The sequence below is a fragment of the Chloracidobacterium sp. genome (genome assembly GCA_016720705.1).
Lineage (GTDB): Bacteria > Acidobacteriota > Blastocatellia > Pyrinomonadales > Pyrinomonadaceae > OLB17.
Window position 1 is genome coordinate 793,278 of the sequence record JADKKB010000005.1, and the last position, 23,935, is coordinate 817,212.

Annotated in this window: 20 protein-coding genes and 2 tRNA genes; 14 read left to right on the forward strand and 8 right to left on the reverse strand. The window is 50.3% G+C overall.

The genetic code is table 11. The features are described 5' to 3' along the window. The first annotated feature begins 6 nt into the window (after window positions 1–6). The gene (locus IPQ00_06895) at window positions 7–342 is read left to right on the forward strand and encodes a PilZ domain-containing protein (GenBank protein ID MBL0240286.1); all 336 of its coding nucleotides are present in this window, start codon (window positions 7–9) and stop codon (window positions 340–342) included. Here IPQ00_06895 and IPQ00_06900 read toward each other — a convergent pair. Then, entirely contained in the window at window positions 339–1,838 is a 1,500-nt protein-coding gene (locus tag IPQ00_06900) for a UDP-N-acetylmuramoyl-L-alanyl-D-glutamate--2,6-diaminopimelate ligase (protein ID MBL0240287.1), read from the reverse strand. The genes IPQ00_06895 and IPQ00_06900 overlap by 4 nt on opposite strands. Window positions 1,839–1,954: 116 nt before the next feature. On the opposite strand from IPQ00_06900, the gene IPQ00_06905 reads away from it, so the two are divergent. Together IPQ00_06905 and IPQ00_06910 are read left to right on the forward strand one after the other, a co-directional pair. Beyond that, entirely contained in the window at window positions 1,955–2,209 is a 255-nt protein-coding gene (locus IPQ00_06905; GenBank protein ID MBL0240288.1) for a hypothetical protein, read from the forward strand. Between the two features lie 78 nt (window positions 2,210–2,287). Next, window positions 2,288–2,372 (forward strand) — tRNA-Leu (locus IPQ00_06910). A gap of 176 nt (window positions 2,373–2,548) precedes the next feature. On the opposite strand, the gene IPQ00_06915 is transcribed toward IPQ00_06910, so the two are convergent. Further along, the gene (locus IPQ00_06915; protein MBL0240289.1) at window positions 2,549–3,103 is read right to left on the reverse strand and encodes a hypothetical protein; all 555 of its coding nucleotides are present in this window, start codon (window positions 3,101–3,103) and stop codon (window positions 2,549–2,551) included. 320 nt (window positions 3,104–3,423) lie between these two features. On the opposite strand from IPQ00_06915, the gene tig reads away from it, so the two are divergent. The 3 genes from tig to clpX all read left to right on the forward strand — a co-directional run bounded on the left by tig (window position 3,424) and on the right by clpX (window position 6,935). Continuing rightward, window positions 3,424–4,833, forward strand: coding sequence for a trigger factor (tig, locus tag IPQ00_06920; protein ID MBL0240290.1), 1,410 nt, complete (start codon window positions 3,424–3,426; stop codon window positions 4,831–4,833). Window positions 4,834–5,023: 190 nt separating this feature from the next. Next, window positions 5,024–5,611: an ATP-dependent Clp endopeptidase proteolytic subunit ClpP gene (gene clpP / locus IPQ00_06925; protein MBL0240291.1), complete on the forward strand. Its 588-nt coding sequence runs from the start codon at window positions 5,024–5,026 to the stop codon at window positions 5,609–5,611. Window positions 5,612–5,690: 79 nt separating this feature from the next. Further along, entirely contained in the window at window positions 5,691–6,935 is a 1,245-nt protein-coding gene (clpX, locus tag IPQ00_06930; protein ID MBL0240292.1) for an ATP-dependent Clp protease ATP-binding subunit ClpX, read from the forward strand. Between the two features lie 109 nt (window positions 6,936–7,044). On the opposite strand, the gene IPQ00_06935 is transcribed toward clpX, so the two are convergent. Further along, the gene (locus IPQ00_06935; GenBank protein MBL0240293.1) at window positions 7,045–7,692 is read right to left on the reverse strand and encodes a hypothetical protein; all 648 of its coding nucleotides are present in this window, start codon (window positions 7,690–7,692) and stop codon (window positions 7,045–7,047) included. 429 nt (window positions 7,693–8,121) lie between these two features. Between IPQ00_06935 and lon the strand changes: the two genes are divergently transcribed. From lon to IPQ00_06975, 8 genes are all read left to right on the forward strand, one after another. After that, on the forward strand, window positions 8,122–10,551 hold the full coding sequence (gene lon, locus IPQ00_06940) for an endopeptidase La (protein MBL0240294.1): 2,430 nt from the start codon (window positions 8,122–8,124) through the stop codon (window positions 10,549–10,551). Between the two features lie 19 nt (window positions 10,552–10,570). Next, entirely contained in the window at window positions 10,571–11,029 is a 459-nt protein-coding gene (locus IPQ00_06945; GenBank protein MBL0240295.1) for a hypothetical protein, read from the forward strand. Next, complete coding sequence (locus IPQ00_06950; protein MBL0240296.1) at window positions 11,026–11,619, forward strand: YihA family ribosome biogenesis GTP-binding protein; 594 nt, start codon at window positions 11,026–11,028, stop codon at window positions 11,617–11,619. The genes IPQ00_06945 and IPQ00_06950 overlap by 4 nt, the downstream gene beginning before the upstream one ends. Before the next feature lie 341 nt (window positions 11,620–11,960). Further along, window positions 11,961–13,217, forward strand: a complete 1,257-nt coding sequence (gene rho / locus IPQ00_06955; GenBank protein ID MBL0240297.1) for a transcription termination factor Rho — start codon at window positions 11,961–11,963, stop codon at window positions 13,215–13,217. A gap of 93 nt (window positions 13,218–13,310) precedes the next feature. Then, window positions 13,311–14,732, forward strand: coding sequence for a glycogen synthase (locus IPQ00_06960; GenBank protein MBL0240298.1), 1,422 nt, complete (start codon window positions 13,311–13,313; stop codon window positions 14,730–14,732). A 22-nt stretch (window positions 14,733–14,754) separates the two neighbouring features. After that, entirely contained in the window at window positions 14,755–16,074 is a 1,320-nt protein-coding gene (locus IPQ00_06965; protein ID MBL0240299.1) for an adenylosuccinate synthase, read from the forward strand. A gap of 8 nt (window positions 16,075–16,082) precedes the next feature. Beyond that, window positions 16,083–16,553, forward strand: a complete 471-nt coding sequence (locus IPQ00_06970) for a GNAT family N-acetyltransferase (GenBank protein ID MBL0240300.1) — start codon at window positions 16,083–16,085, stop codon at window positions 16,551–16,553. 49 nt (window positions 16,554–16,602) lie between these two features. Continuing rightward, window positions 16,603–16,678: transfer RNA gene (locus IPQ00_06975), tRNA-Lys, on the forward strand. 496 nt (window positions 16,679–17,174) lie between these two features. Here the strand turns inward: IPQ00_06975 and IPQ00_06980 are convergent. From IPQ00_06980 to IPQ00_07000, 5 genes are read right to left on the reverse strand one after another with little or no spacing between them, the layout of a single operon-like run. Then, window positions 17,175–19,733: a CHAT domain-containing protein gene (locus IPQ00_06980; GenBank protein ID MBL0240301.1), complete on the reverse strand. Its 2,559-nt coding sequence runs from the start codon at window positions 19,731–19,733 to the stop codon at window positions 17,175–17,177. 11 nt (window positions 19,734–19,744) lie between these two features. Continuing rightward, the gene (locus IPQ00_06985; GenBank protein ID MBL0240302.1) at window positions 19,745–19,984 is read right to left on the reverse strand and encodes a hypothetical protein; all 240 of its coding nucleotides are present in this window, start codon (window positions 19,982–19,984) and stop codon (window positions 19,745–19,747) included. Window position 19,985: 1 nt separating this feature from the next. Continuing rightward, window positions 19,986–21,926 carry a S9 family peptidase gene (locus IPQ00_06990; GenBank protein MBL0240303.1) on the reverse strand — a complete coding sequence of 647 codons (1,941 nt, stop codon included), beginning with the start codon at window positions 21,924–21,926 and terminating at the stop codon, window positions 19,986–19,988. Next, on the reverse strand, window positions 21,908–22,810 hold the full coding sequence (locus tag IPQ00_06995) for a hypothetical protein (GenBank protein MBL0240304.1): 903 nt from the start codon (window positions 22,808–22,810) through the stop codon (window positions 21,908–21,910). The genes IPQ00_06990 and IPQ00_06995 overlap by 19 nt, the downstream gene beginning before the upstream one ends. Beyond that, the gene (locus IPQ00_07000) at window positions 22,811–23,506 is read right to left on the reverse strand and encodes a sigma-70 family RNA polymerase sigma factor (protein ID MBL0240305.1); all 696 of its coding nucleotides are present in this window, start codon (window positions 23,504–23,506) and stop codon (window positions 22,811–22,813) included. Window positions 23,507–23,935: the final 429 nt, after the last annotated feature.

Here is a 23,935-nt window from a genome sequence, read left to right on the forward strand (position 1 = left end):
ACCAAGATGTCTAATTACGATCGACGAAGCGGCTCAGAACGCCGTGCGACAAACAGATATCCCGTAGAGGTCGATATCGAATGGCAAGGCGGCGGCGAACGCCAGATGGGTACGCTCAGCGACGTCAGCTTTGATGGTTGTTTCGTACTTGGTGCGGGTGACGTGGCCGACGGCGATAGCGTGAAAGTCTTCTTACCGCTCGCTGACGGTATGAAAGTACAGTTTAGCGGAACGGTCGCAAATCACGTTTTCGAGATCGGGTTTGGAGTGAAGTTTGACGCTCTGTCGGCGCCGCAACGCGAAGTGCTGGTCGGTCTCGTGCGTCCACCGAAGGACAATTAATTGTTGGCGTCGATCTCAGCCAGAGCCTCCGCGGCAACCTCGCGATCGTCGAAATGAAATTTGTCGGATCCCACGATCTGATAATTTTCGTGGCCTTTACCTGCGATGATCACCACGTCGTTTGAGCGAGCCTCGGTGATCGCCTGATATATCGCCGTTCGCCGGTCGTCGATCACTCGATAGGGCGTTCCGGTCTGCTTGATCCCAACCTCAATTTCAGAAATGATGCTCAGCGGATTTTCGGTGCGCGGATTGTCAGAGGTGACGAACACGACGTCGCTGTTGCGGCCCGCCGCCAGTCCCATCGGTTCGCGTTTGCTCTTATCGCGGTCGCCGCCGCAACCAAATACGGTAATTATTCGTCCGGCAGTCAGTTCCCTTGCGGTCTTGAGCGTATTTAACAAGGCATCGTCAGTGTGTGCGTAGTCGACGACGACGGCAAAATCGCCGGCGTGCGGAACGCGTTCGAAACGGCCCGGGGCACCAACGCAAGTCGAAAGGCCGCGGATCATATCGTCGATACTGTATCCCAATTCAAGTCCGGCCGCAGTCGCGGTCAACATATTGTAAACGTGCGGTTTGCCGACCAGAGGGGAAGTGACGTGAAATTCGCCCGTCGGAGTTTTAAGCGTAAATGCGGTACCTCGTATTAGCGAGACGGTGACATCCGACGCAGAAAGGTCGGCATCCGTGTCGATCTGCGAGATCGTGACCACACGTTCGCCCCGCGAGCGTAATTCGTCAACAAGTCGTCGGCCCCATTCGTCGTCGATGTTGATCACCGACGATCCGGGCATTTCGCCAAGGCGGCCGTCAAACAGCTGCTTTTTAGCGTCGAAATAGTTTTCCATCGTGAGATGGTAATCGAGATGGTCCTGCGTCAAATTTGTAAAAACCGCCACCTTAAATCGCAGCCAGTCGCAGCGGTGCAGGTCGATCGCCTGTGACGACGCCTCCATTACCGCCATATTGCAGCCTTCACCGATCGCCTCGCGGAGAAAACGGTTTGTGTCAGATGCCTCGGGCGTCGTGCGGATCGCCGGTTCGCTACGCTGGCCGATACGATATTCGACGGTTGTCAGCATCGCGGGCTTGGCGCCTGCCGCCTCGGCTAGAGCAAAGCAAAGATAAGTGGTCGTCGTCTTGCCGTTGGTGCCGGTGATGCCGACGAGATCGAGTTGATGCGAAGGTTCGCCGTTGATCACGGCGGCCGCCTTTGCCAAGGCTTTACGGGCATTTGCCACGGTTAGCCAGGTGCCCGAGAAATCAGCCGGAGGCGCAGATTCCGAAACGATCCCGACCGCTCCCCGGCGAATGACGTCATCAACGAATCGATGGCCGTCGATAGTAGCACCCTTGATAGCGACAAAAAGAGTCCCTTGGTGAGCCTGCCGCGAATCGTGAGTGACATCCGTTGCCGATGCCGACGTATCGCCGGTCGTCACAGCATTTAGGGCGTGGGCAATATCGCTAATTGTGTTTTTATTAGTGGTCAAGATCGATTCAGTACCTCAATGATAATCGTGAATTATACGACACACGATGATTTTCTACGAACATTGAAGCGGTAAATTCGTACTGGATTTTGTAGGCGGAGGTTGAGGAAATGAAAATGATCAAGATAATCATGGCAGCGATCGGACTGGTCTTTATCGGAATGGCATCCTTGTGGGTACTTGGATTCCTTTCCTCGATACTTTGGTATGTTTTCTGGATCGGATTGCTCGGCGCTGTGGGCTATGGCGGATATAAGTTGTTTCTCAAGGCGGAGAGAAAGGCTCTCGGCAGCGATCCGCACGCCGGTCTCGGCGCCGCTGATATCAATATGTCGTGGGACGAATACGACCGTAAATATTTACGAAAATAGTCGGCTAGACAAATTTCGCGCGATTCGGTAGATTCTAGTTTGCGTTTGGGCACGGACTTCGTGCCGGCCCTAAGCAATGCCGAGGTGGCGAAATTGGTATACGCACTAGTCTTAGGAACTAGCGTCGAAAGACATGCGAGTTCGAGTCTCGCCCTCGGCACCAACCTCTTTAATCAAAGGTCATAGGTCCTCTGTCGTTAGATTACGACGGCTTTCACGGCTAACGGCCGACGACCAAGATACCGATCCCCTTATCCGATCCAATGATCGATGAGCGAAAAAGAAAGAGCGGTGCGATTGTTAAGGATCGCACCGCTCTTTATTGATCTAACCGGCCAACTATTCGACCAGACTGCATTTTTTCAAGCTTTCGTAGAAGATATCTTCGCCGCCTCCCACACACTTTAGTTTCACCGGTTGGTCCTTCGTATAGCCCGAAAGTTTGTCGATCAGGGTTGTCGCTGCGGGTTTTGCCATCGATGAAGTATCGAACTCAACTGAGAAAGTTGGACTGTTGTACGGTGGCTCGCCACATTTAACAGTTAACATCACGCTCTGGTCCAGTGCTTTCTTGTACTTGTTTTGTTCTTTTACATCGCTGTTCATCCAGGTCGAAACGATGATGGTCTTGTCCTTGAATTTTGTCGAGACAGCCTTCTTGAAGTCCGCGGGCTTGATCCCTGAGGGCGGTTCGAACTGGCTGCAGTATTTTGCCGCGGTAAAAACGTATTCTCCATCGCTGTTCGGCTGGCCACTCGGTTTAGACTCAGAATTACTAGTGGCACTTGTATTTGAGGTTGTCTGATTCGATGGCTTCAGCGAATTACAGCCGATGCCCACAAGCAGGACGGCAAACAGTGATATTGATGCGCCGATAATGTTTTGTCGTTTCAATTTAGGTTCTCCTTAGTTTTTAAGTGTGAAAAATTGCCGAAAGTGTAGAAGTCATAATCGGCGTAAACTAATACGTCGCAAGAATTTGGGGAATTATTGCATAGTTGTTATAACTCGGCAACGCAAGATTCTAAACTCTTGTCGGGTCCCCTTCTTTGCCCCAAAAACACCAAATTCACTAACGATCTATTACACTCCGTGAACTGACACTTTTCACTATTGGTAGTATTTTGGTCGTCGTCACGAACATCTGACAAGGGTCTAAGGGCAATCCCATCATTCGACATTTCTTCGCTGCTTCGATATGCTTTTTTCTGTAAATGAAAAGCGAATTAAAGGAAATTTCACCTACCCAACGAGAGATACATTTGGAGATCGATGCCGAACTGCTCAAGACAGCATACGGCAAGGTCAGTCAACAATACGCGAAACGTGCGAATGTGCCCGGATTTCGTAAAGGATTTGCCCCGCTGGACGTCGTCCGAATGCGGTTTAGCGAAGAGATCAAAAGCGAAGTCCTGCAGGAGGTCATCCCCGGGCAGGTAACGGCGGCGATACAGGAACACGAACTGCATCCGCTGGCCGAACCGCATCTGCATCTGGAAGATCGGGAGACGTTAAAGGTCAATGGATCGCAATCGATCAAATTGCATATTCACGTCGAGGTGATGCCGGAGATACCGACGCCCAAATATAAGGGCATCGAGGTAACCCGCCGAGTGAAACCGATCGCCGATGGCGAGGTCGAAGACCTCATCGCCGAACGCTTACAGAAAGAAGCGGCATTGATCCCGGTCGAAGGCCGTAAATCAAAACTCGGCGACACGGTGATCGCTGATCTCGAGGGGGTATTTGCGGACGAAGCCGATGCCGAACCGATCAAGGCCGACGACCTCGAGGTCGAACTTGGCGGCGAACACATAGAGGTCTCGTTTACCGAAAACCTGGTCGGCGTCAAGCCCGACGAGGAAAAGGATTTTACGGTTGTTTATCCGGAAACATTTTCGTCTGAGGCATTAGCTGGCAAGACCGTTAACTACAAGGCAAAGATCAAGTCGGTCGGTAGGGCCGAGGTGCCCGAACTGAATGATGCTTGGGCAAAGAGCCTCGACGAAGGTTATAAATCCCTTGCAGACCTTCGCAAAACATTGAAGGCAGATCTTGTGAAATATGCTGAGACGGACGCCGATGCCCGACTTCGCAACAATGCGATCGCTAAACTGATCGAGGATAATGCGTTCGAGATCCCGACGGCTCTGATCGAAAATCAGGCCAGAAACCTTCTGAACAACTTCGCCGAGGACCTCCAGCAGCGTGGTGTCGATCTCAGCAAGGTCGAAAGCCAATTTGTTGAAATGGCCTACAACAATATGCGGACGCAGGCCGAGCGTGACGTTCGCGGTGCATTGTTGCTCGACAAGGTCGCCGAACTCGAAAAGGTTGACGTTTCTGAAACTGAGATCAACGAAGAGATCCAGAAATTAGCTGATTACTATCGTGCGTCGGCCGAGGAGATCCGCGAGTCTCTCGAAAAACAGGGCGGCGGTGTCGAGAATATTCGAAATAATCTGAAAACGAGGAAGTCGATCGAGGCTGTCATTGCTAAGGCGAAAGTCACCGACGGGGAATGGATCGACGAATCGGTAGGTCAACCGGAAACTGCCGAAAAGCCTAAGAAGGAAGCAAAGAAGAAGGCTCCGGCCAAAAAGGCGGCAAAGAAATCTGAATAGTTTTTCGGTCATCCGGGCCGTCCTCGAGTCAGGGCGGCACGGTTGGGGCCGTGCAAAAATACACTTGATTTTTGTGCGGAAAAATGTAAAATCTTGTGTCTGGGGCGACAATCGCAGTATTTGCAACGATTTATCGATCATAACTTCAAGAATAGTCTAAGGTAATCGCAATTACCGAACGAGGAAATATATGGCATTAGTACCGATGGTTGTCGAACAAACTTCGCGAGGTGAGCGGGCGTTCGATATTTACTCCCGTCTCCTAAAGGACAGCATCATCTTTATCGGTACGCCGATCGATGACCAGATCGCTAACCTTATCGTCGCCCAACTTCTGTTCCTGGAGGCTGAGGATCCGGAGCGTGACATTAATCTCTACATCAACAGCCCCGGCGGCTCTATAACGGCGGGAATGGCGATCTATGACACGATGCAGTTCATCAAGAATGATGTAACGACGATCTGCGTGGGCCAGTGTGCGTCGATGGGTGCACTTTTGCTCTGTGCAGGTGCGGCCGGTAAGCGATTTTCGCTGCCGAATGCTCGCGTGCTGATCCACCAGCCCTCGGGCGGTGCTTCGGGCCAGGCAACTGACGTCAGGTTGATGGCCGAAGAGATCATCAGAATGCGTACGCTGACATCGACGATCATTGCTAATCACTCAGGGCAGTCATTCGAACAGGTCGAGATAGATGTGGAACGCGACCGCATTCTGACGCCGATCCAGGCAAAGGAATACGGCCTGATCGACGAAGTGATCGAGCACCGTGATAAATAGTTGAAAGGTGTCTTTTGTCGTTCAAATCCTGATCGGTTTTGCAACGAACGACTAATATTGAGCAACTAACTATTCGCTTATGAGCCAATTCAGACGTCCCGAGGAACTTTTGACTTGTTCGTTTTGCGGTAAATCGCAGAATGACGTGCGCAAATTGATCGCCGGTCCGGGCGTGTACATTTGCAATGAGTGCATCGGCATCTGCAACGAGATCATCAACGATGACGAGCAGACGGCCTCGACGGTGACGCGAACCGCTCTGCCTAAACCGCACGAGATCAAAGGCTATCTCGACGAGTATGTTATCGGACAGGATGAGTCGAAAAAACGCCTTTCCGTCGCGGTATATCAACACTATAAACGTCTCGAGTTGGCTAAACGCCGCAGTGACATCGAACTGCAAAAATCCAATATCCTGCTTATCGGGCCGACCGGGACGGGCAAAACGCTGCTTGCTCAGACGCTTGCACGTGTTTTGAGCGTTCCTTTTTGCATTGTCGATGCGACGAGTTTGACCGAGGCAGGATACGTCGGTGAAGACGTCGAAAATATTCTCCTGAGTTTGCTCCAGTCAGCGGGCGGCGATATCGAAAAGGCTCAGTCCGGCATCATTTACATAGACGAGATCGACAAGATCTGCCGCAAGGACGATAATCCGTCGATCACACGTGATGTATCGGGCGAGGGCGTCCAGCAAGCTTTGCTAAAGATACTCGAAGGGACGGTCGCAAATATCCCATCGGGTGGCGGACGCAAGCATCCACAGCAGGATTTTCAGCAGTTGGACACGACCAATATCCTGTTCATCTGCGGCGGAGCGTTTATCGGTCTCGAAAAAGTGGTCGAGAAGCGTTTTCGCAATAAATCACTTGGATTTCAGGCGGACGTTAAGACCAACAAACAGCGGCACAACGAGTCGATCAACAAACTAGAACCGGAAGATCTGATCCATTATGGATTGATCCCGGAGTTTGTCGGCCGACTGCCGGTCATCGGCACGCTTCGCGAACTCGATGAAGCAGCCCTCGTAAAGATTTTGACGGAACCGAAGAACGCTTTGATAAAGCAGTACCAGCGAAAATTCGAGTTTGATAATATCTCTCTCAAGTTTACTGACGGTGCGCTGCAGGCGGTGGCCCACGAGGCACACAAACGCAAGGTCGGGGCTCGCGGTCTGATGATGATCCTTGAGGAGATATTGCTTGAGTCTATGTATCATCTCCCGACCGAAAAATCAGTCACGGAACTCGTTATAACAAAGGAGATGATCGAGCGAAAGGTGCCGGTCTTCGAGGTGGTCACGCGTTCAGAAGAAGCGGCGTAATCGGCGAAGAGGCGATGATAGCCGTTAAAGAGAGTTAAAAAAGCGTAAGGCGGGATTGAGTGTAACTCAGGCCCGCCTTTTTCTATCGGTAGATATGTGGTGCGGGCGACTATAAGGGCGGTAGCAGGTCAAATTGCCAGGATCCGGGTTGAAACTTGACCAACTCCCCATCATCGTTGCGTTTGAGAAATTGAAGATTCACAGGCGTTCCGGAATGTGTAGGCGACCGGAGCACTACCTTGTCCTCAAATCCGGTCGTCGATTCGATGATCGTCGGCGTCCAATCTGTCTTGATCGACAAAAGTTCGATCAGTTCGCAACCGACACGTTTGGCGGCCTCAAGGAAGTCGTGTTGCCCGAGCCGCTTATGGTCGATCAGCATTATATTGCGTAGAAACTTATACTTGCCGCTTCCATCGGCTTCGAAATTCGCGGCAATACTGAGCAGTTCTTTTTTGGATGCGGACGCGAATAGCGACGCTTTCGCCGAGTCGGCGATCACACACATCAAAGCGATGTCAGCGGAGATAAGGGCACGCTGCTTTGGGTCAATGCCGTTCGAACGCAACATTTCCTTAAATGCTGTGGCAAGTTTGCCGGCGGTTCGGGTGAGATCAGATAGATCCGGTTTGAGAGCGACCTGTTCACTGAGTGAAGCATTTAACGAGTCCCAGGGCTCAACGATCTCGTTTGTAAAACGTGTAGAAAGTTCGTCCATATTCGTTGGAATGCTAGCATATTTGAATGATAAGTTCATTTGGAATACGCACTGAAAACAGTTTCAAGTCGGTGAGCCTCATACCCATCGGTGTCGCGTTTTAGCGCTTAAGTGGCCGACGCGAACCGAAAATGGGGCTATAGGTCAATGACCCGCACTTGAATTTGAACGCCGATTGAGTGCAGCCGAAACCCAAAAGTTCACCGCGAAAACTTGATGTGTTTATTGCCAACAATTGATTGATCGGCCCGGCACGAGCGACCCGCGTCGCGATCTGCCATAGATCAAAGTTTTTGGGCGTGGTTTATAGAATATCGGGTCTAATCGATATTTATACCGTACATCAACCGAGCCTTGCGATAAAAGAATTTTGAGTTCATTTGGTGTTGCTTTTGCCGGATGATTTTGCGTAAATAGTATTAACCCTAAAAGTTACGTCCGCCGCAAGGTGAAATTTTTCCATTAAGTATGCAAGAATTTACAGATCAAATGCCGTCCGACATTGAGCGTTTTCCGATGGTGCCGATTCGGGACGTTGTCATTTTCCCGTACACAAAAGTTGCCTTTAAGATCGGCCGACCGAGTTCCGTAATGGCTCTGGAACAGGCGATGACCGGCGAACGACAGATATTCCTGGCGACGCAGCACGATGCCTCCGTCGACGAACCCAATGCCGATCAGATATTTGAGGTCGGTACGCTCGGTCGTATTTTGCAGGCCCAGCGTCAGGAGAACGGCCAGATAAAGGTGGTTGTCGAGGGCAGGGAACGCGGTCGTATGGTGCGGGTCGAGCAGGATGACGAAGGTATGTTTTACGCCCACGTCAGACGCATTCCCTCGACGGACGAGTCGGGTTATCGCACTGACGGTTTGCTCCAACGCCTGCATACCATCGTCGAGCAGCTGCTACGAGTTTCTCCGGATGCGTATACTGACGCCCTTCACGCTGCCCTTCGCGGTGTGTCAGCGGCTCAGATCGCTGATTCGATGTCGTCGCACCTGCGGATCGAGGTCGCCGAGAAACAGGAATTGCTTGAAACTGTCTCAGTGCAGGAAAGGTTGCAACGGCTAATCGACGTGCTTGAGGCCGAGATCGATAAGCGGCAACTCGACCGCAACATCCATTCGCGTACCAAAAAGCAGATGGACAAGCATCAACGTGAGTATTATCTGAACGAGCAGATCAAGGCTATCCATAAAGAACTCGGCCGGAAAGACGAAAAAGCCGAACTTGATGAGCTAAAAGCCAAGATCGAAGAAGCCGGGATGACCGAGGAAGCCAAGGACAAGGCGATGCAGGAGTTCTCACGGCTCGAGGCAATGCCGCCGATGTCTGCGGAGAGTACGGTCTCGCGAAATTATCTCGATTGGCTGTTAAATGTGCCTTGGAAAGAAAGATCGGAGGAGATCGAGGACCTCAACGCCGCTGAATATACACTCAACGAGGACCATTACGGCCTAGAGAAGATAAAGGAGCGAATACTCGAATTTCTGGCCGTTCGTCAGTTGGTCAAAAATCCCAAGGGTACGATCCTGTGTTTTGTCGGTGCTCCCGGTGTCGGTAAAACAAGTCTCGGTAAATCGATCGCCAATGCGACAGGGCGTAAATTTGTCAGGCTGGCGCTTGGCGGCGTTCACGACGAAGCCGAGATCAGAGGCCACCGCCGAACCTATATCGGATCGATGCCCGGACAGATAGTACAGTTGATGAAGCGTGCGGGAACGATCAATCCGGTGATTTTGCTCGATGAGGTCGACAAACTCGGACGCGACTATCGCGGTGACCCGAGTGCGGCATTGCTGGAGGTGCTCGATCCTGAGCAAAACAGTACTTTCAGAGATCACTATCTGGATGTCGATTACGATCTTTCACACGTATTTTTTATAGCGACAGCAAATGTCCTGCATACGATCCCGCCGGCATTGCAGGACCGACTCGAGATACTCAGTCTCTCGGGCTATACGGAACGCGAAAAGGTCGAGATCGCTAAGCGGCATTTGATAACCAAACAGTGCGAAAACAGCGGAATCGATCCCGAAAAGGTGGTGTTTACCGATGATGGTATCCTTGAGACGATCCGCCATTACACACGGGAAGCGGGCGTCCGCAATCTCGAACGCGAAATCGGTTCGTGCTTGCGCAAGATCGCCCGTAAATACGTCGCATCGGACGATAAGGAAGCGTTTCGCGTCGTTATCGACGCTGAGAAAGTCCAGGAATTACTCGGCACGATCCGGTACCGTAAACAGGACATAGCTCGTAAGAGCGAGGTCGGGTTGGTCAACGGGCTTGCGTGGACCGAGGTCGGCGGAGACGTGTTGCAAGTCGAGGCGACGCTCGTCAAGGGCAAGGGAGAAGTGACGTTGACCGGAAAGCTCGGCGAAGTAATGCAGGAGTCGGCCAAGGCGGCCCTTACCTGCGTTCGCACACGGGCCGAAGCACTCGGCATCGATCCGGCGGATTTTCGCGAAAAGGACCTTCACATACACGTCCCCGAGGGGGCAATACCAAAAGACGGCCCAAGTGCGGGTATTACGCTTGCGACCGCGATGGTGTCCGCACTCACTAAACGCCCGGCCAGACACGATGTGGCAATGACCGGCGAGATCACGCTTCGAGGCAAGGTCCTGCCGATCGGCGGCGTCAAAGAAAAGCTTCTGGCGGCGCACCGTTTTGGGCTGAGAACGATCATTTTGTCCAAAGAGAACGAAAAAGATCTGGCCGAGATCCCGGATGAGGTGCGGGACGATCTGACGATCCACGCGGTCGATATGATCGACGAAGTGCTCAAGTTTGCACTTGAGCCGGACACCTCCGTCGTCGAGTCGGCTACTGATGTGCCGCAGGTGTGGAGCAGTGACTCTGCGGGAGCAGATATCTCAGCCACGATAGAATAGGAATTGAGCAACTAAGACTATGAGCAAAGAGATCCACTCAGCCGAACTGATCCTGAAACTGTACGAACTGCGGCGCGAAGACAAAATGCGTGAAGCAAGGGCGTGGTTCATCGGGTTTTTTCCTGACTCGGTCGAGGACGTCGTCAAGACGATGGTCGATCCGGCGACTAGTGCGATGTACCGAATGGTGACAAGCTATTGGGATATGGCGGCAAGTTTTGTCAATCGCGGTGCGATCGATGAGGCGATGTTTATGGATTCGGCGGGCGAGATCTGGGTCGTTTTTTGCAAGATCCAACCGTATGTCGCCGAACTCCGAGAGCGGTTAGCGAGCCCGAATTCGTACAAGCATATGGAGGAAGTCCTTATGCGGCAACCGAATGCACTTGAAACCCTCGCCGTGCGTCGTGAGACGATGAAGCGCTGGATGCAGGCCCGCGCCGAAATGGAAAATGCGGCCGAGACGACCGATCAATGAAGATCACCTCAGCAGAATTTACAAAGAGTGCATTTGAGCGCTCCCACTGGACGATCGACGGACTGCCTGAAATATCATTTTTGGGACGGTCGAACGTCGGCAAATCCTCGCTTCTAAATTCGCTGCTCAACCGAAAGGGCTTGGCACGCACTTCTAATACACCGGGACGAACGCAAAGCATAAACTTTTTTTTGGTCAACGAGCGATTCTATTTTGCGGATCTACCCGGTTACGGCTACGCAAGGGTATCAAAAACGATGCGGGCCGATTGGGGCAAAATGGCCGAGGATTATCTCTCGGGTCGTGATGAACTAATATTGTCGATCCAGTTGGTCGACTCCAGGCATCCTCCGACCGAACTCGATCGCCAACTCCACGAGTGGATGACGGTCAACGATAAGCCGCGGATAATCGTCGCGACCAAGGCCGACAAACTGACAAACAATCAACTTGCAAAGAACCTGAGGGTGATCGAAACAGAATTGCAGGGTGCAAAAGTGATCGCGTTTTCGTCGCAGACGGGTCGCGGACGCGAGGCAGTATGGGCTGAGATCGAGGCGGCAGTAAATAAAAGTAAAGATTTTAGTTGATTTATCATTTCGAATGGTGTAATTATTAAATATCGCCTTAACTCAAGGTTTCTTTCCAGGTCAAGAAGACGGGAATCTTTGTTATTAATACTCACAATCCATTTTTCGTTTGCGGCCCGATGGCGTTTCTGATCATTCGATCCGGCCTGCATCGCAGCACAATTTGAATAGCCTCTACAAAATTCAATTTATCCACTTTCACACCGATTGACATGGCAACCAAAACTACATCAACCCGCAGGCCAAAACGAGCCACGGAAGTACCATCGAATGCCGATCCTATCGACGTTTCAAACGAACCTGCCGAAAAGAAAAGCGACGGCAACGGCAATAACGCTGTGATGCTGAATCTGGCAGGTCTCAAGGATATGTCCATCAGCGAACTCACCCATATTGCCAAAGAAATGGGGATCGAAGGGGCGAGCGGACTGAGGAAGCAAGAGCTGATATTTAAGGTCCTTGCGACGCAAACGGAAAAAAGCGGCCTGATATTCTCAGAGGGCGTACTCGAAACGCTCCCCGATGGATTCGGCTTTCTGCGTGCCCCTGAGTACAACTATCTGCCCGGCCCGGACGACATCTATGTCAGCCCGTCGCAGATCCGCAAATTTGATCTCCGCACCGGCGATACCGTATCAGGCCAGATCAGGCCGCCGAAAGAGGGCGAACGCTACTTTGCTCTGATCAAGGTCGAGGCGATCAACTTTGAAGCACCCGAGCAGTCACGCGAGAAAATATTCTTTGACAATCTGACCCCGCTATACCCGGAAGAGCAGTTGACGATGGAGATCGAAGGCGATCCGGAAAGGATCGCGGCCCGCGTTATCGACCTCGTCACGCCGATCGGAAAGGGACAACGGGCACTGATCGTCGCGCCGCCGCGAACCGGTAAGACGATGTTGCTGCAGACTATCGCAAACTCGGTCACGCAAAACCATCCTGAGGTCACGCTGATCGTGCTACTGATCGACGAACGGCCTGAAGAGGTTACCGATATGCAGCGGTCGGTGAAGGGCGAGGTTATTTCATCCACCTTTGACGAACCGCCGACCCGCCACGTGCAGGTTGCTGATATGGTCATCGAAAAGGCAAAACGCCTGGTCGAGCACAAGCGGGATGTTGTCATCCTGCTCGATTCGATAACGCGTCTCGCTCGTGCACATAACTCGGTCGTGCCGCCTTCTGGAAAGATCTTGTCGGGTGGTATCGATTCCAACGCACTGCAAAGGCCCAAGCGTTTCTTTGGTGCGGCCCGTAACATTGAGGAAGGTGGATCGTTGACCATCATCGCAACCGCCTTGATCGATACCGGTTCGCGTATGGACGATGTTATCTTCGAAGAATTTAAGGGTACCGGTAACTCAGAAATTCACCTCGACCGCCGACTTTCGGACAAACGACTATTCCCGGCGATCGATCTGCAACGGTCAGGCACGAGAAAGGAAGAACTTCTGCTCAGCAAAGTGGATCTCGCCCGCGTCTGGGTGATGCGCCGCGTACTCAACCCGCTTTCGCCCGTCGAGCAGATGGAGGTCGTTCTCGAACGTCTATCCAAGACTAAGACCAACGCGGAATTTCTAGCATCGATGCAGTCCTAGTACTTGTAAATAGTGTATAGCCGATCGTGAATAGTGAGGAAACAGGTTGATGTTTTCTCCTATTCACGATTAACTATTTATAGTTCAATTTTTATGAGAGTAGCCGTAATTTCCGCTGAGGCAGTTCCATACTCCAAGACCGGTGGGCTTGGCGACGTCGCCGGGGCATTGCCGAAGGCTCTCAAGCAGGTCGGGATCGACGCATTTCTGATCACGCCGTGTTACTTGCAGACAAAGGGCGAGTATCTCTGGCATACGGCGGTCGATGATCTCTGGGTCAACTGGCGCGGACGCTCGGTCCGGGTCAAGGCATTCTACAGCGAAGCAAATGGCTCGCCGACTTTCCTGATCGACTATCCGCCGCTATTCCACCGCGACTCCATTTATGGTTACACCGAGGATTACGAGCGTTTCGCGTTCTTTAACCACGCAGCGTTGGAATTGATCACGCGCTTAGGCGGTGCTCCCGACATTGTCCATCTTAATGATTGGCACTGTGGGTTTGCCGCCGTTGAACTTGCCTCAAGACGAAACTCGGATCCGTATTGGCGAAACACCCGGACAGTGTTTTCAATTCACAATATGGCATTTCAGGGCGGCTTTGGCCTCGGTCAGTTGCCATCAATGGGATTTACCTCAGAGTTTGCCAGAAATGCGTTCAGCTTCAATGGATATGCCTCGGCGATGAAGGCAGGACTTGAAGTATCGGATACGCTCTCGACCGTATCAAAGCGATATTCGCGCGAGATCCAGACCGCAGAGAACGGCTACGGCCTCGACTGGTTGTCACGGCAGCGTGCCGGGCGGTTGATCGGCATTACGAACGGCGTTGATTACGAGGTTTGGAATCCCGCATCGGACCCCGAATTACCCGCACATTTTTCGATCGATGACCTCTCAGGCAAGCTCGAGTGCAAAAAGGCTCTTCTCGAGCAGTTCCATTTACCAATGGAACTCGACCGACCGATCTTTGCCAGCATTACGCGATTGACGTCGCAGAAAGGTGTCGAACTTATCCGCCAGGGTGCAGGCGACATTTTGGCCGCCGGTGGCTTTTTTATCGCTCTGGGGTCGGGGGAAAAGGAGTCGGAGAAGTTTCTACAAGCACTTCGCGATCACGCACCGTCGCGGGTCGGGGTTTACATCGGTTATAATGAATCCTTGGCACATCTTATCGAGGCAGGAGCGGATATGTTTCTGATGCCCTCGAAGTTTGAGCCGTGCGGGCTAAATCAAATGTATTCGTTGAGATACGGCACGGTGCCGATCGTCCGTGCCGTCGGCGGCCTCGATGATACCGTCCAAAATTGGGACGCGGTCAGCGAAACAGGAAACGGCTTTAAATTTGTAGAATACAAAGCTGATAAATTGTTGGAAAAGATCTACGAAGCTCGCTTTGCCTACGCGGACAAGCGGTCGTGGGCAAAGATCCAGCGAAACGGAATGTCGGTCGACAACTCGTGGGAGAACGCTGCGCGTAACTACGTCGATCTCTATAACTGGACGCTCAGTTAGAATTCAAAAGGGAAAACTACGAATGATTATCGTAATAATTGGTGCCCAGTGGGGCGACGAGGGAAAAGGGAAGGTTGTTGACCTATTGGCTGACCGATTTGATATAGTATCGCGCTATCAGGGTGGGCATAACGCCGGTCACAGCGTGTATGTCGGCGATAAAGCCTTTGTTTTGAGGCTCTTACCGTCAGGTATCATTCACGAAGATAAGATATGTGTTCTCGGCAACGGAATGGTCATTGACCCGAAAGCCTTTTTCGAGGAAGTCGATCAGATCGCCGAAAAGGGCATTTCCGTTTCACCGGAACGCCTCAAGGTTTCCTCACGTGCTCATCTCATAATGCCGTATCATCGGGCTCTCGATCATACGTCTGAAGAGCGTCTCGGCAATGAAAAGATCGGAACTACGCTTCGCGGCATCGGCCCTGCATACGAGGACAAGGCCGGTCGACGCGGTATCCGCGTCGCCGATGCGATGAACCCCGAGCTTTTGAAACTCCGTATTGAGCGTAATCTGGAAGAAGCTAACCGCATAATCGTATTATTTGGCCAGCAGCCGCTGAGAGCAGACGAGATTCTGGCTGAGATCGAGCCTCTGGTCGAACGGCTTCGTCCGTTCGTATGTGAAACGTCTCACTACCTCGCCGAGGCTCGTAAGGCTCATAAAAAGATCTTACTCGAAGGTGCTCAGGCAACTTTGCTGGACGTCGATCACGGGACCTATCCGTACGTCACATCGTCAAACCCGACCGCCGGCGGTGCATCGGTCGGTGCCGGCATTCCGCCGCACCATATTACGGGCGTTTTGGGCATTGTCCGAACTTATGCGACACGCGTCGGCGAAGGCCCGTTTCCCACCGAAATGGTGGATTCGGAAGAAGATATGGCGAATATTATTCGTCAACGTGGAAACGAATACGGCTCTGTGACCAAGCGTCCGCGACGCTGTGGATGGTTTGACGCGGTCGCGACGAGATATGCGGCCGAGCTCAATGGCTTTGACTCGGTCGCTCTGACCAAGCTTGATGTGCTCGACGCTCTGACTGAGATCAATGTGTGCATCGGCTATGAGATCGACGGCAAGCGTGTTGACACATTTCCCGCCGTTTCCAGCGAACTTCTGAAGATCAAACCGATCTATGAGACGCTACCGGGATGGACGTCGGATACGATCGGCACGACCGAATTTGATCAGCTGCCGGAAAAGGCTCAAGCCTACGTTCGGTTCCTTTCAGAGCAGATCGGGACCGAGATCGGATTGATCTCAACCGGGCCCGAACGTGACCAAACGATAATTCTCAAAGAATCGGTAATGGAAGGCTGGTTCGAGTCGAAAGCCTAACTACGACTATGAGGGCAGCGAATATTGAAATTGTTGAGTTTAGTGACGAATGGGCGGAGGATTTCGCCGCACTTAACTACGAATGGATCGACAAGTTTTTCGTGGCGGAAAAGCATGATCGCGAAATACTCGACAACCCGCGTAAATTCGTGATCGAGGCTGGTGGCGAGATATTCATGGCGATAGTCGCAGGCCTCGCTGCCGGAACGGTCGCGATGATCCCATCGGGCGGGCAGACGATGGAACTCACGAAAATGGCCGTTTCCCCCGAGTTTCAGGGAATGGGCATCGGTGACAACCTAGTCGAACGATGCTCGACTTTCGCCAAGACAAAAGGCGTTCAAACTATCTGGCTAGAATCTCACACGACGCTCGCTCCGGCATTAAGTCTGTACCGTAAACACGGCTTTGTCGAGGTACCTGGCGATCCCAATTCTCTCTATTCACGTGCGGATATAAGAATGGAACTTGCCATATAACTCTGCAATATGTAAAATCATCAATTCGGTTGCAAGTGGCAACCAAAGTGGTCCGATAGCTCAGTCGGTAGAGCAAGTGGCTTTTAACCACTGGGTCGCAGGTTCGAGTCCTGCTCGGATCACCATTTATTGCAACAGTTAAGGCGTCCAACGCGGACGCCTTTTTCGTTATTTATCTATTTTAGTATCTATTTGAACTTCTAAACCTTTCACTTTTTTCTTAACAATTTTCTGGGCCTTAGTCCTTGTAGGGCGTTTAATTCGAAATATACTAGTCTAGATCCGTCCTTCTGCAGTGGGGACACTTCGCCCTGGACGACTCTGTGACGCGCCGTATCATCCGTAATCCCAACCGCGCTACAAGCGTCTTTCTGCTTAATTGCAATTACTGCTTTGAGAGGGCCAATTTGAGCTTCGATCTCTTCGTTAATGACTTCACGAAGCAAGGTGGCGAATTCGATTTTCGATATAACAACAAACTCACTTTCCATAATGCACCATAGGTGCTTTCTGCACTGCAAGATTTATTCCTCACTCAGAAAGTAGAAAATGGCAGGCTATGGGGCGAAAGCGACCCAGATTGGAACGCTGGATGACATTTTGATTCAAAAAGAAGCCAAACTAGCGAAAATCCCCGAGGATATTAAAGGCTGCCCAAAAGTATGGCTCATGAAACCCATGATGCTTGTTCTGGATAAATGAAATCGCCGCTTTCTGTAAAGCGAGCGAAGTGGAGTGTCCTTTGAGATACTCAGCATAAAACGTAGTAGCAAATAACTGCGTTGACTTGTCACTTACTTCCCACTGAGATGAGATCACCGATGTGCTCCCTGATCCCAGCATTGCCCACGGAATACTTACCAGACCTTCGCCACTATGCACTTTGCTCGTGTCACAAGATGCGAGGAATGCTAAGCTTTTCGGCTTGAGGCGAACCGATAGGAGATCGTTGACCGTCAATCTGCCAGAGTCCTCGCCATTTTGCTGAAAGGCAAGAAATGAAGATAGAGGATTTTCGCTATCGAGTTGGGCATGCATTGAGAAATGAAGGATATCCGTTTCCGCTACAGATTTGAGGAAATCCAATCTGTGGGCATTCAGCCGAGGGGAGATTCCGAATAGCTTTCCAATAACCATCGCCTCGCTATTTACATAAGCTAGTTTCTGACGGTTGAACGTATCGTTCGCAAAGATCTGAATAGTTTGTCTGTGGGGCGGCTCGGATGCAAGCTGTTGCTTTAGCAAATAAACAGACGGTGAATACGAAACCGTTTTCGTCTCGATCAAGTATTTATTTCCGTCCGGGCTCAGGGCATGGAAAGGTATTCTCCACAAAAGCTTGTCAGGGACGATTACTAGGTGATTTGATTTCAGTTCCAATGGTTTCAGCAATAGATCGTAGATTTTCTTCCCATCGATTTTGAAGAAAATTCGATCCATTATTTTAGTTTGTGTTTCTGACGCGAGTTTTGCGGCCTCTACTTCGTTGACGGGGAGTTTAACTGCACGTAAAGCCTTTGCTGATTCAAGGACGAAGGCAAGGAGTTGGCCTGACTGCGTGAATTCATAGGAAACTATTGTAACGTCCTCGGGAAGTTTAAAATCCTGTGTCGAGAAATCCTGAGTTTGCTTACTCCCTGTTTGTTTATCGCTCACAATGCCGTTTTCCAACTCTGTTAGGACCGCTTCATTTCCTTTTCCTTCAATGTAGGTGCGAGAAGTCGTAAGAAGTTCGTTTCGGATCGATTCGGATAGTTCAGGGCGTGGCTTCAGGACGGACCGTTCGATCCTGTCCCTAAGCAGATTTGCTTTAAGTAGTTCAGAATATTCAAAGGCTCTCGTGGGATTGCCAGTTACCTCAATCTCGCTGAGTAGCCTATAGACGGAATGGTGAACCTCCATCATCGCAATCGAAAGATCGACGGTAGGAGTGTTTCGAAAGGGCTCGAACAAGGAGAGTGATTTTGCCGCGTGTTCCCTCGCAGATCGATGGTCGCCTAGCCGCCATGAACCTAATGCGAGTTTGTAATAGATCCGGGGAAGGTCGTCTTGAAAATTCTCATCTTCAGTCAATTTACGTAGACGATGAGCATTCGTGATAAGTTCTTTCCAGTTCTGATCTCGCTCAGCAATCGTGCTTTTCCAGTAGGGCACAACGTAATCGGAAGTGCCTTTCTCGTTTGCCAACCTTGAAAAATACTCGTCTGAAAGTATTCGGTTTCCCTTGAAGTTCTCGACCAAGGCTCTCCCTAGAAGACGCTCAAAACAAAATTGCTTTTGTTTGTCGATTGATTCCAATCTTGCAAGGTAATTTTTCGCGGCCTCAATATCATTTTCATATAATGATCGCAGCAAGAGACTGGAAAGGAACTGTCCAGCGTGGTAGTTCACACTAGCTCGCGTCGAAAGGGCAAGACCCTTGAGATACAGGTCCTTCGATCGTTGTGGCTGGCCGGTGATATCGAGCAGGTTCGCTAATTCGAGATGTGCGATTCTGTTGCGATGTTCGAATTCTCCTATCGAAGATTTCGCAACTAATTTTTCCGCATAACTAAGTGCGTTGGCATAGTAGAATTTCGCAGTCCAAGCTAAGCTCAGAAATCGTAGTGCGTCATAGTAAATAGAAGTGTGGTCGTTTGCCAGAGCCTCTTTCTCAGCTTTTTCCAACCATATGATCGCTGCGAAATCGTGTCCTGCCGAATATAGGGTCCGACCGACCTCCAAGTAATAAGCTGCGAGCGATGCAGAGTCATTTGCCGATATCGAGTTCGCTAGTCGCAGGTTTTCAAGAGCCGCTCCAAAATCGCGCGTCGAGCGAGAAACTGCGGCCTTACATAGGTAAAGAGATGCTACAGAGCTGGGAAAGCGAGATTGTAGTTTGGAATCGAAAATGAAGGGCTCGACGACTTGGTTAGCTTCGTCATATCGCCCCAGTTGGATTAAAGTCCGACAAGTTAGAAAGCCTATATAAGATGCCTCTTCTAATCTTCCGGATTGTGACAGTCGTGAGATTTGTGCAGGTGCGAGTTTGGCTACATCTTCGAAGTGGCCCTTTAAATAGAGCGTAGATAAGGTCTGCGAACCGGGTTGGCTCAGAGATGTTTCCGACATGAGAACTAATGCGAAAATGACCAGAATCGATCGAATCGCATTAGTCCACATGTTCGGGTTGATTCTCATCAAAGTTACTCCTAGTCCGGTGTAGGACGACAATCACCGTTGCCATTGTCACCGCCCTCATTGTTCGGCTTACAAGTCGTACACTGTCGCAGGGGACATTGATCATTGCCGCCCGTAATCGAGAGCAACGCGGTCAACGCATAGGTGACGATACTGCTGGTTGCTGGCAACACCCCGCCAGTTGCGAAAATATTGCCGGCCAAAATAGTTGTTAGGGCCATCCCCAAGAGAAGAGTTTTGATTCGTTTCATTTCATTTCCTCCGTAAGTGAGTCTTAATAAATTCATACATCGCGGCCGTGACGAAGCGTCCTCCAACGCCATGTCCCGCCTCGTTGGCATATATGAACCAAACATTGGCTCCCGCATCTCGCAGTTGAGATTTGAGGCCGAGAACGTCCCCTTCGGGGACTCTTGAGTCGAGTTTTCCCCTGGTCAGGAACAACGGCGTCCCTTTCCACCTTGAAGCATTGTTCAACGGAGAAAGCTCATCAAGCTTTTTCATTAAGATTTCGTCTTTTGGATCGCCATATTCATTCTTCGCAAATTCATCGATCCAACTTTGCTGCAGATAATTCCTGATCGACACGAGCGGATATTCGGCGATGACGGCCCGGATTCGGGAAGATTCCTTTAGCCCTGTCGCTAGAGCCACGAAGCCGCCGTAGCTTTCGCCACGGATGATCACGTTATCCGCGTCGAGGTCCGGCTGCTTTTCGATCCAATCGAGAAGCGAGCTAATATCTCGAACGGCATCCTCTCTTCTTGCTCCGTTATCCGCATCCATGAATTCATTTCCGAATCCTCTCGATCCACGGATATTAGTGTGGATAACGGACAACCCCAGGTATGTCACAAACCGGACGTCGAGAGAACTAAAAGTGGGGCGATCAAGCACCTGAGGACCACCGTGGATAAACACAAGCACGGGACTTTTCTTTTCAATTTTCGAGGGTTTGACGATGTAACCAGAAATTTCTTTATTATCGAAAGACCTCCAGCGTATTGTTTCGGGAGGTTTCACGGTGCCCGTCAAAACCTCAGGCAAATGGGCGTTCGTCCAAGTGGTTGTTTTCTTCGATCCGAGATCGAACGACTGTATCATTGCGGGTTGACTGATATTTTCGATGGTGAATACGATCTCGGTTTCGGAAAGCCAGCGGGTATTCCAAACGACATTCGAGCCGCTCAGAAAGTTAGCAACGGTTGGAATAACTTTTCGGTCCTTGATCTTTCCTATCCAGAGACTGTCTATTCCGTTTATTGCTTCCTGAACCAAAAGTGATTTTCCATCTGGCGACGGCTTAATGTCCCCCAGATGCCCATGGACATTCTGAAGACCTATGATTTCCTTTTTGCTGGTGCGGGGATCAATTGAGATCAAGCATCGATTACCCCCGCACTCCGGCGAATCTTCGGCTAATAGGAGTGCCGTTCCGGCCACGAAAAAAGCCTTTGTCGCATTTCCAGATTCAGATAGTGGGGTGAGTCTGCCGGTACTGATCGAATAAATAAAGATGTGTTGATTGCTGGATGATTTCCAGTATTTAAGCAAGATGTTGCCTCGGTCGATGTCGATCACATTCCAAAGGCCTTTTAGTTCCAAGGAGAAGCATTTGCTCGCACTCAAATCGCTTTGACAGAGTTTGGTTAACTTGGTTTCGTAATCGTTGAGCGTGTAATAGATGCTCTTTCCATCTCGGTTCCAGATAAATGAATCAACAGAATCATCCTTTCCATTAAAACTCGATAGCTTTCGGATTTCAGATTTTCCGTCCCAAAGAAATAGAGCGTAATTATCCGTGTCTTCTTTGTCGTTGTTAAAGGCAACTACTGACGAAGTTGGACTTACTCGGAACGTGCTTGGCACCCTCCCGTCGATCACCAACTTTGGCTTGGCCAGTGGCGATTCTACTGAATAGATGGCATTCTTTTCATCGGTGACAAACAGTCGTCGCGCCGCTCGATCAACATCCCATATCAAATTGTTTTTTATGGCAGACGGTTCAAAGAACAGGTGTTTAACATCGTCATTCTTGATCCGCGGAACCCCCTCCAACTTAAAGCTGGGTGGCACAGGCAGATCTTCGGATTGCTGTGCCAGCATCGTAAAATGCGAACAAAGACAGATGACCGCAACCATCTGCAACCTTCGTAAATTGTTTATTTTTCCATTCATTTTGGTGATACGCATCGCAATTCAAAAGACGCACGCTTTCTTTCGACTTCTCCATATTTGATCGAGTTCTCCGAGGTCGTTCCGGAAGTGATAACTTGGGAAGGACCAACTATTTTATTGCCGTTCTTCAGTGTAATGATCAGTTTCCAGCGATAGGGTTTTGCTGGGTCAAGCTTCACCTTTGAACGGTAATTGGTTAGAGATTTGGATTCGAATTGGTCGATCAGATTCTCATCAAGGTCCGAGATATAAATGGCATACGACTGGGCTCCCTTAACCGCGTTCCACTTGAGAAATACTTCTTTACCATCGGAATTGGATTCAAGGTTAATCATCGCCCCGTCCAAACAGGGATTTTCGTTTCCACGGGTTTCGGCATTCTGGACTTTCGGTTCCCGTGTAGTCGCACCTTTGACTTTGGGTTGGCTGGTCTTTTTGGAAGAATGCAACGGGCCAGACCCTTTTTCCGGGGCGGCCACAACATTCAGAGGTAAAGTTCCTTTCTCATTCGGAGCCTTAGAAATTATTTCTTTAGCTTGAGCTAACCCGTCGGTGTTGTTTTCATTTTTCACAACCGAAGTCTCGAACGAACCGAACTGGTCGGTGCCAACAAAATAGATCCCGGCAGCAAGGAGAATTGCGAATCCCGCAAATGCGGCCGCTTTTGTAAAGGACAAGATCGGGAAGTCGAAAAATCGACGTTTAGCTTCTGATTCATGTGGTCGAACAGTGTCAGAGTCGAGGACACAGTTTCGGAAATCTTGAGGCGTTACGGCTGGTAATTTTGCTCGACATTCTTTGCAGACGAGAAGATGTCGGCCGATCTCAAGCGATCGTGAAGAAAGAGTGTCTTCCCGAAACATAGTGACTTCAGCAGCTGATAAGTGATCGTGATTCATTTACTTCATCAACTCCTTTAGTTTCTTGCGGGCATCGCATCTCGCCTTCTTGATTGCACCCGCGGTAGCTCTTCTCTGCCGCTTGCCCGAGTTGGTGTTCGCGATCTCGGCAATTTCAAGGTCTGTGAGAGGCATTCTTGCTGAAATAGATTCCCAAGATTCCCTCGACAACCCGAGTGTTCCTAACAATTCATCCTCCTCGATTCCAAACTGGAAAAGTTGAAGTATAAGATCTATTGAACTGAAAAGAAGTGCTTGCCTTTGATGCAGACTTAGCTTGCAAATACCTTGCCACGCAATTTCGACAAGCTGAAAGGTTTCATCTGAAGGTGAGATTTGCGAGCCTTGACTTAACTCGACCTCATCAATTGATACTTCGATGTGTCTTCCGCGATTTGATAAATTTCGATTTACTTCGTTATGGGTGGTACGCGCAGTGAAAGACAACCAATCGACGTCAGCCATTCGAGCACTTTTATCCTCGAACTTTGTGCGCCACTTCCAGAGCCTCAATACGATCTCTTGCGAAATGTCGGGTACGTCATCAATAGGCACGGATCTACGCCCTGCGATCACTTTTCGAATTAATTTTAATGATTCGGCGACGAAGCCCTCGCGATCGTGCGCATCGCCAGGTCCGCCCGTGGGTGGGGATCCTGGTGATGTCTGCAACTTGGAAACGATCGGGTTAGCCAAAATTGTTATCTAATTGCCCAGGTTCGTTACGAAAAAAATAGATTGGCATTTAACCAATGACCATTTTTAGGGTTTGTAGTAGTACGACCTTTTTATATGAGAGACGGCTTTTCAAAGATTCGAAAAGATTATCCTCTTTCCAATCAGGCAATTAGCTCCTGTTTTTCTTTAATGATAAATGTTATACACCCTGCAAAATGAGAATGTAAACATAAATTTATCTGGCGAAGCCTGATATCTCATCTGTGCTTGCTAGGTAGAGTTGAATACGCAAGATGCGTACCGTAACAAAAGCCGTTAGGAAAGGTAAACTTGTGCCGGAGTTACCCGTTTTGATTGTGAGAGAATATACGATCTCTCGACCTATTACAGCTTTGGCTGGTCAAGAATGATAGAAAATTAACCCGCAGCTCGGGCTTATCGGAGTGA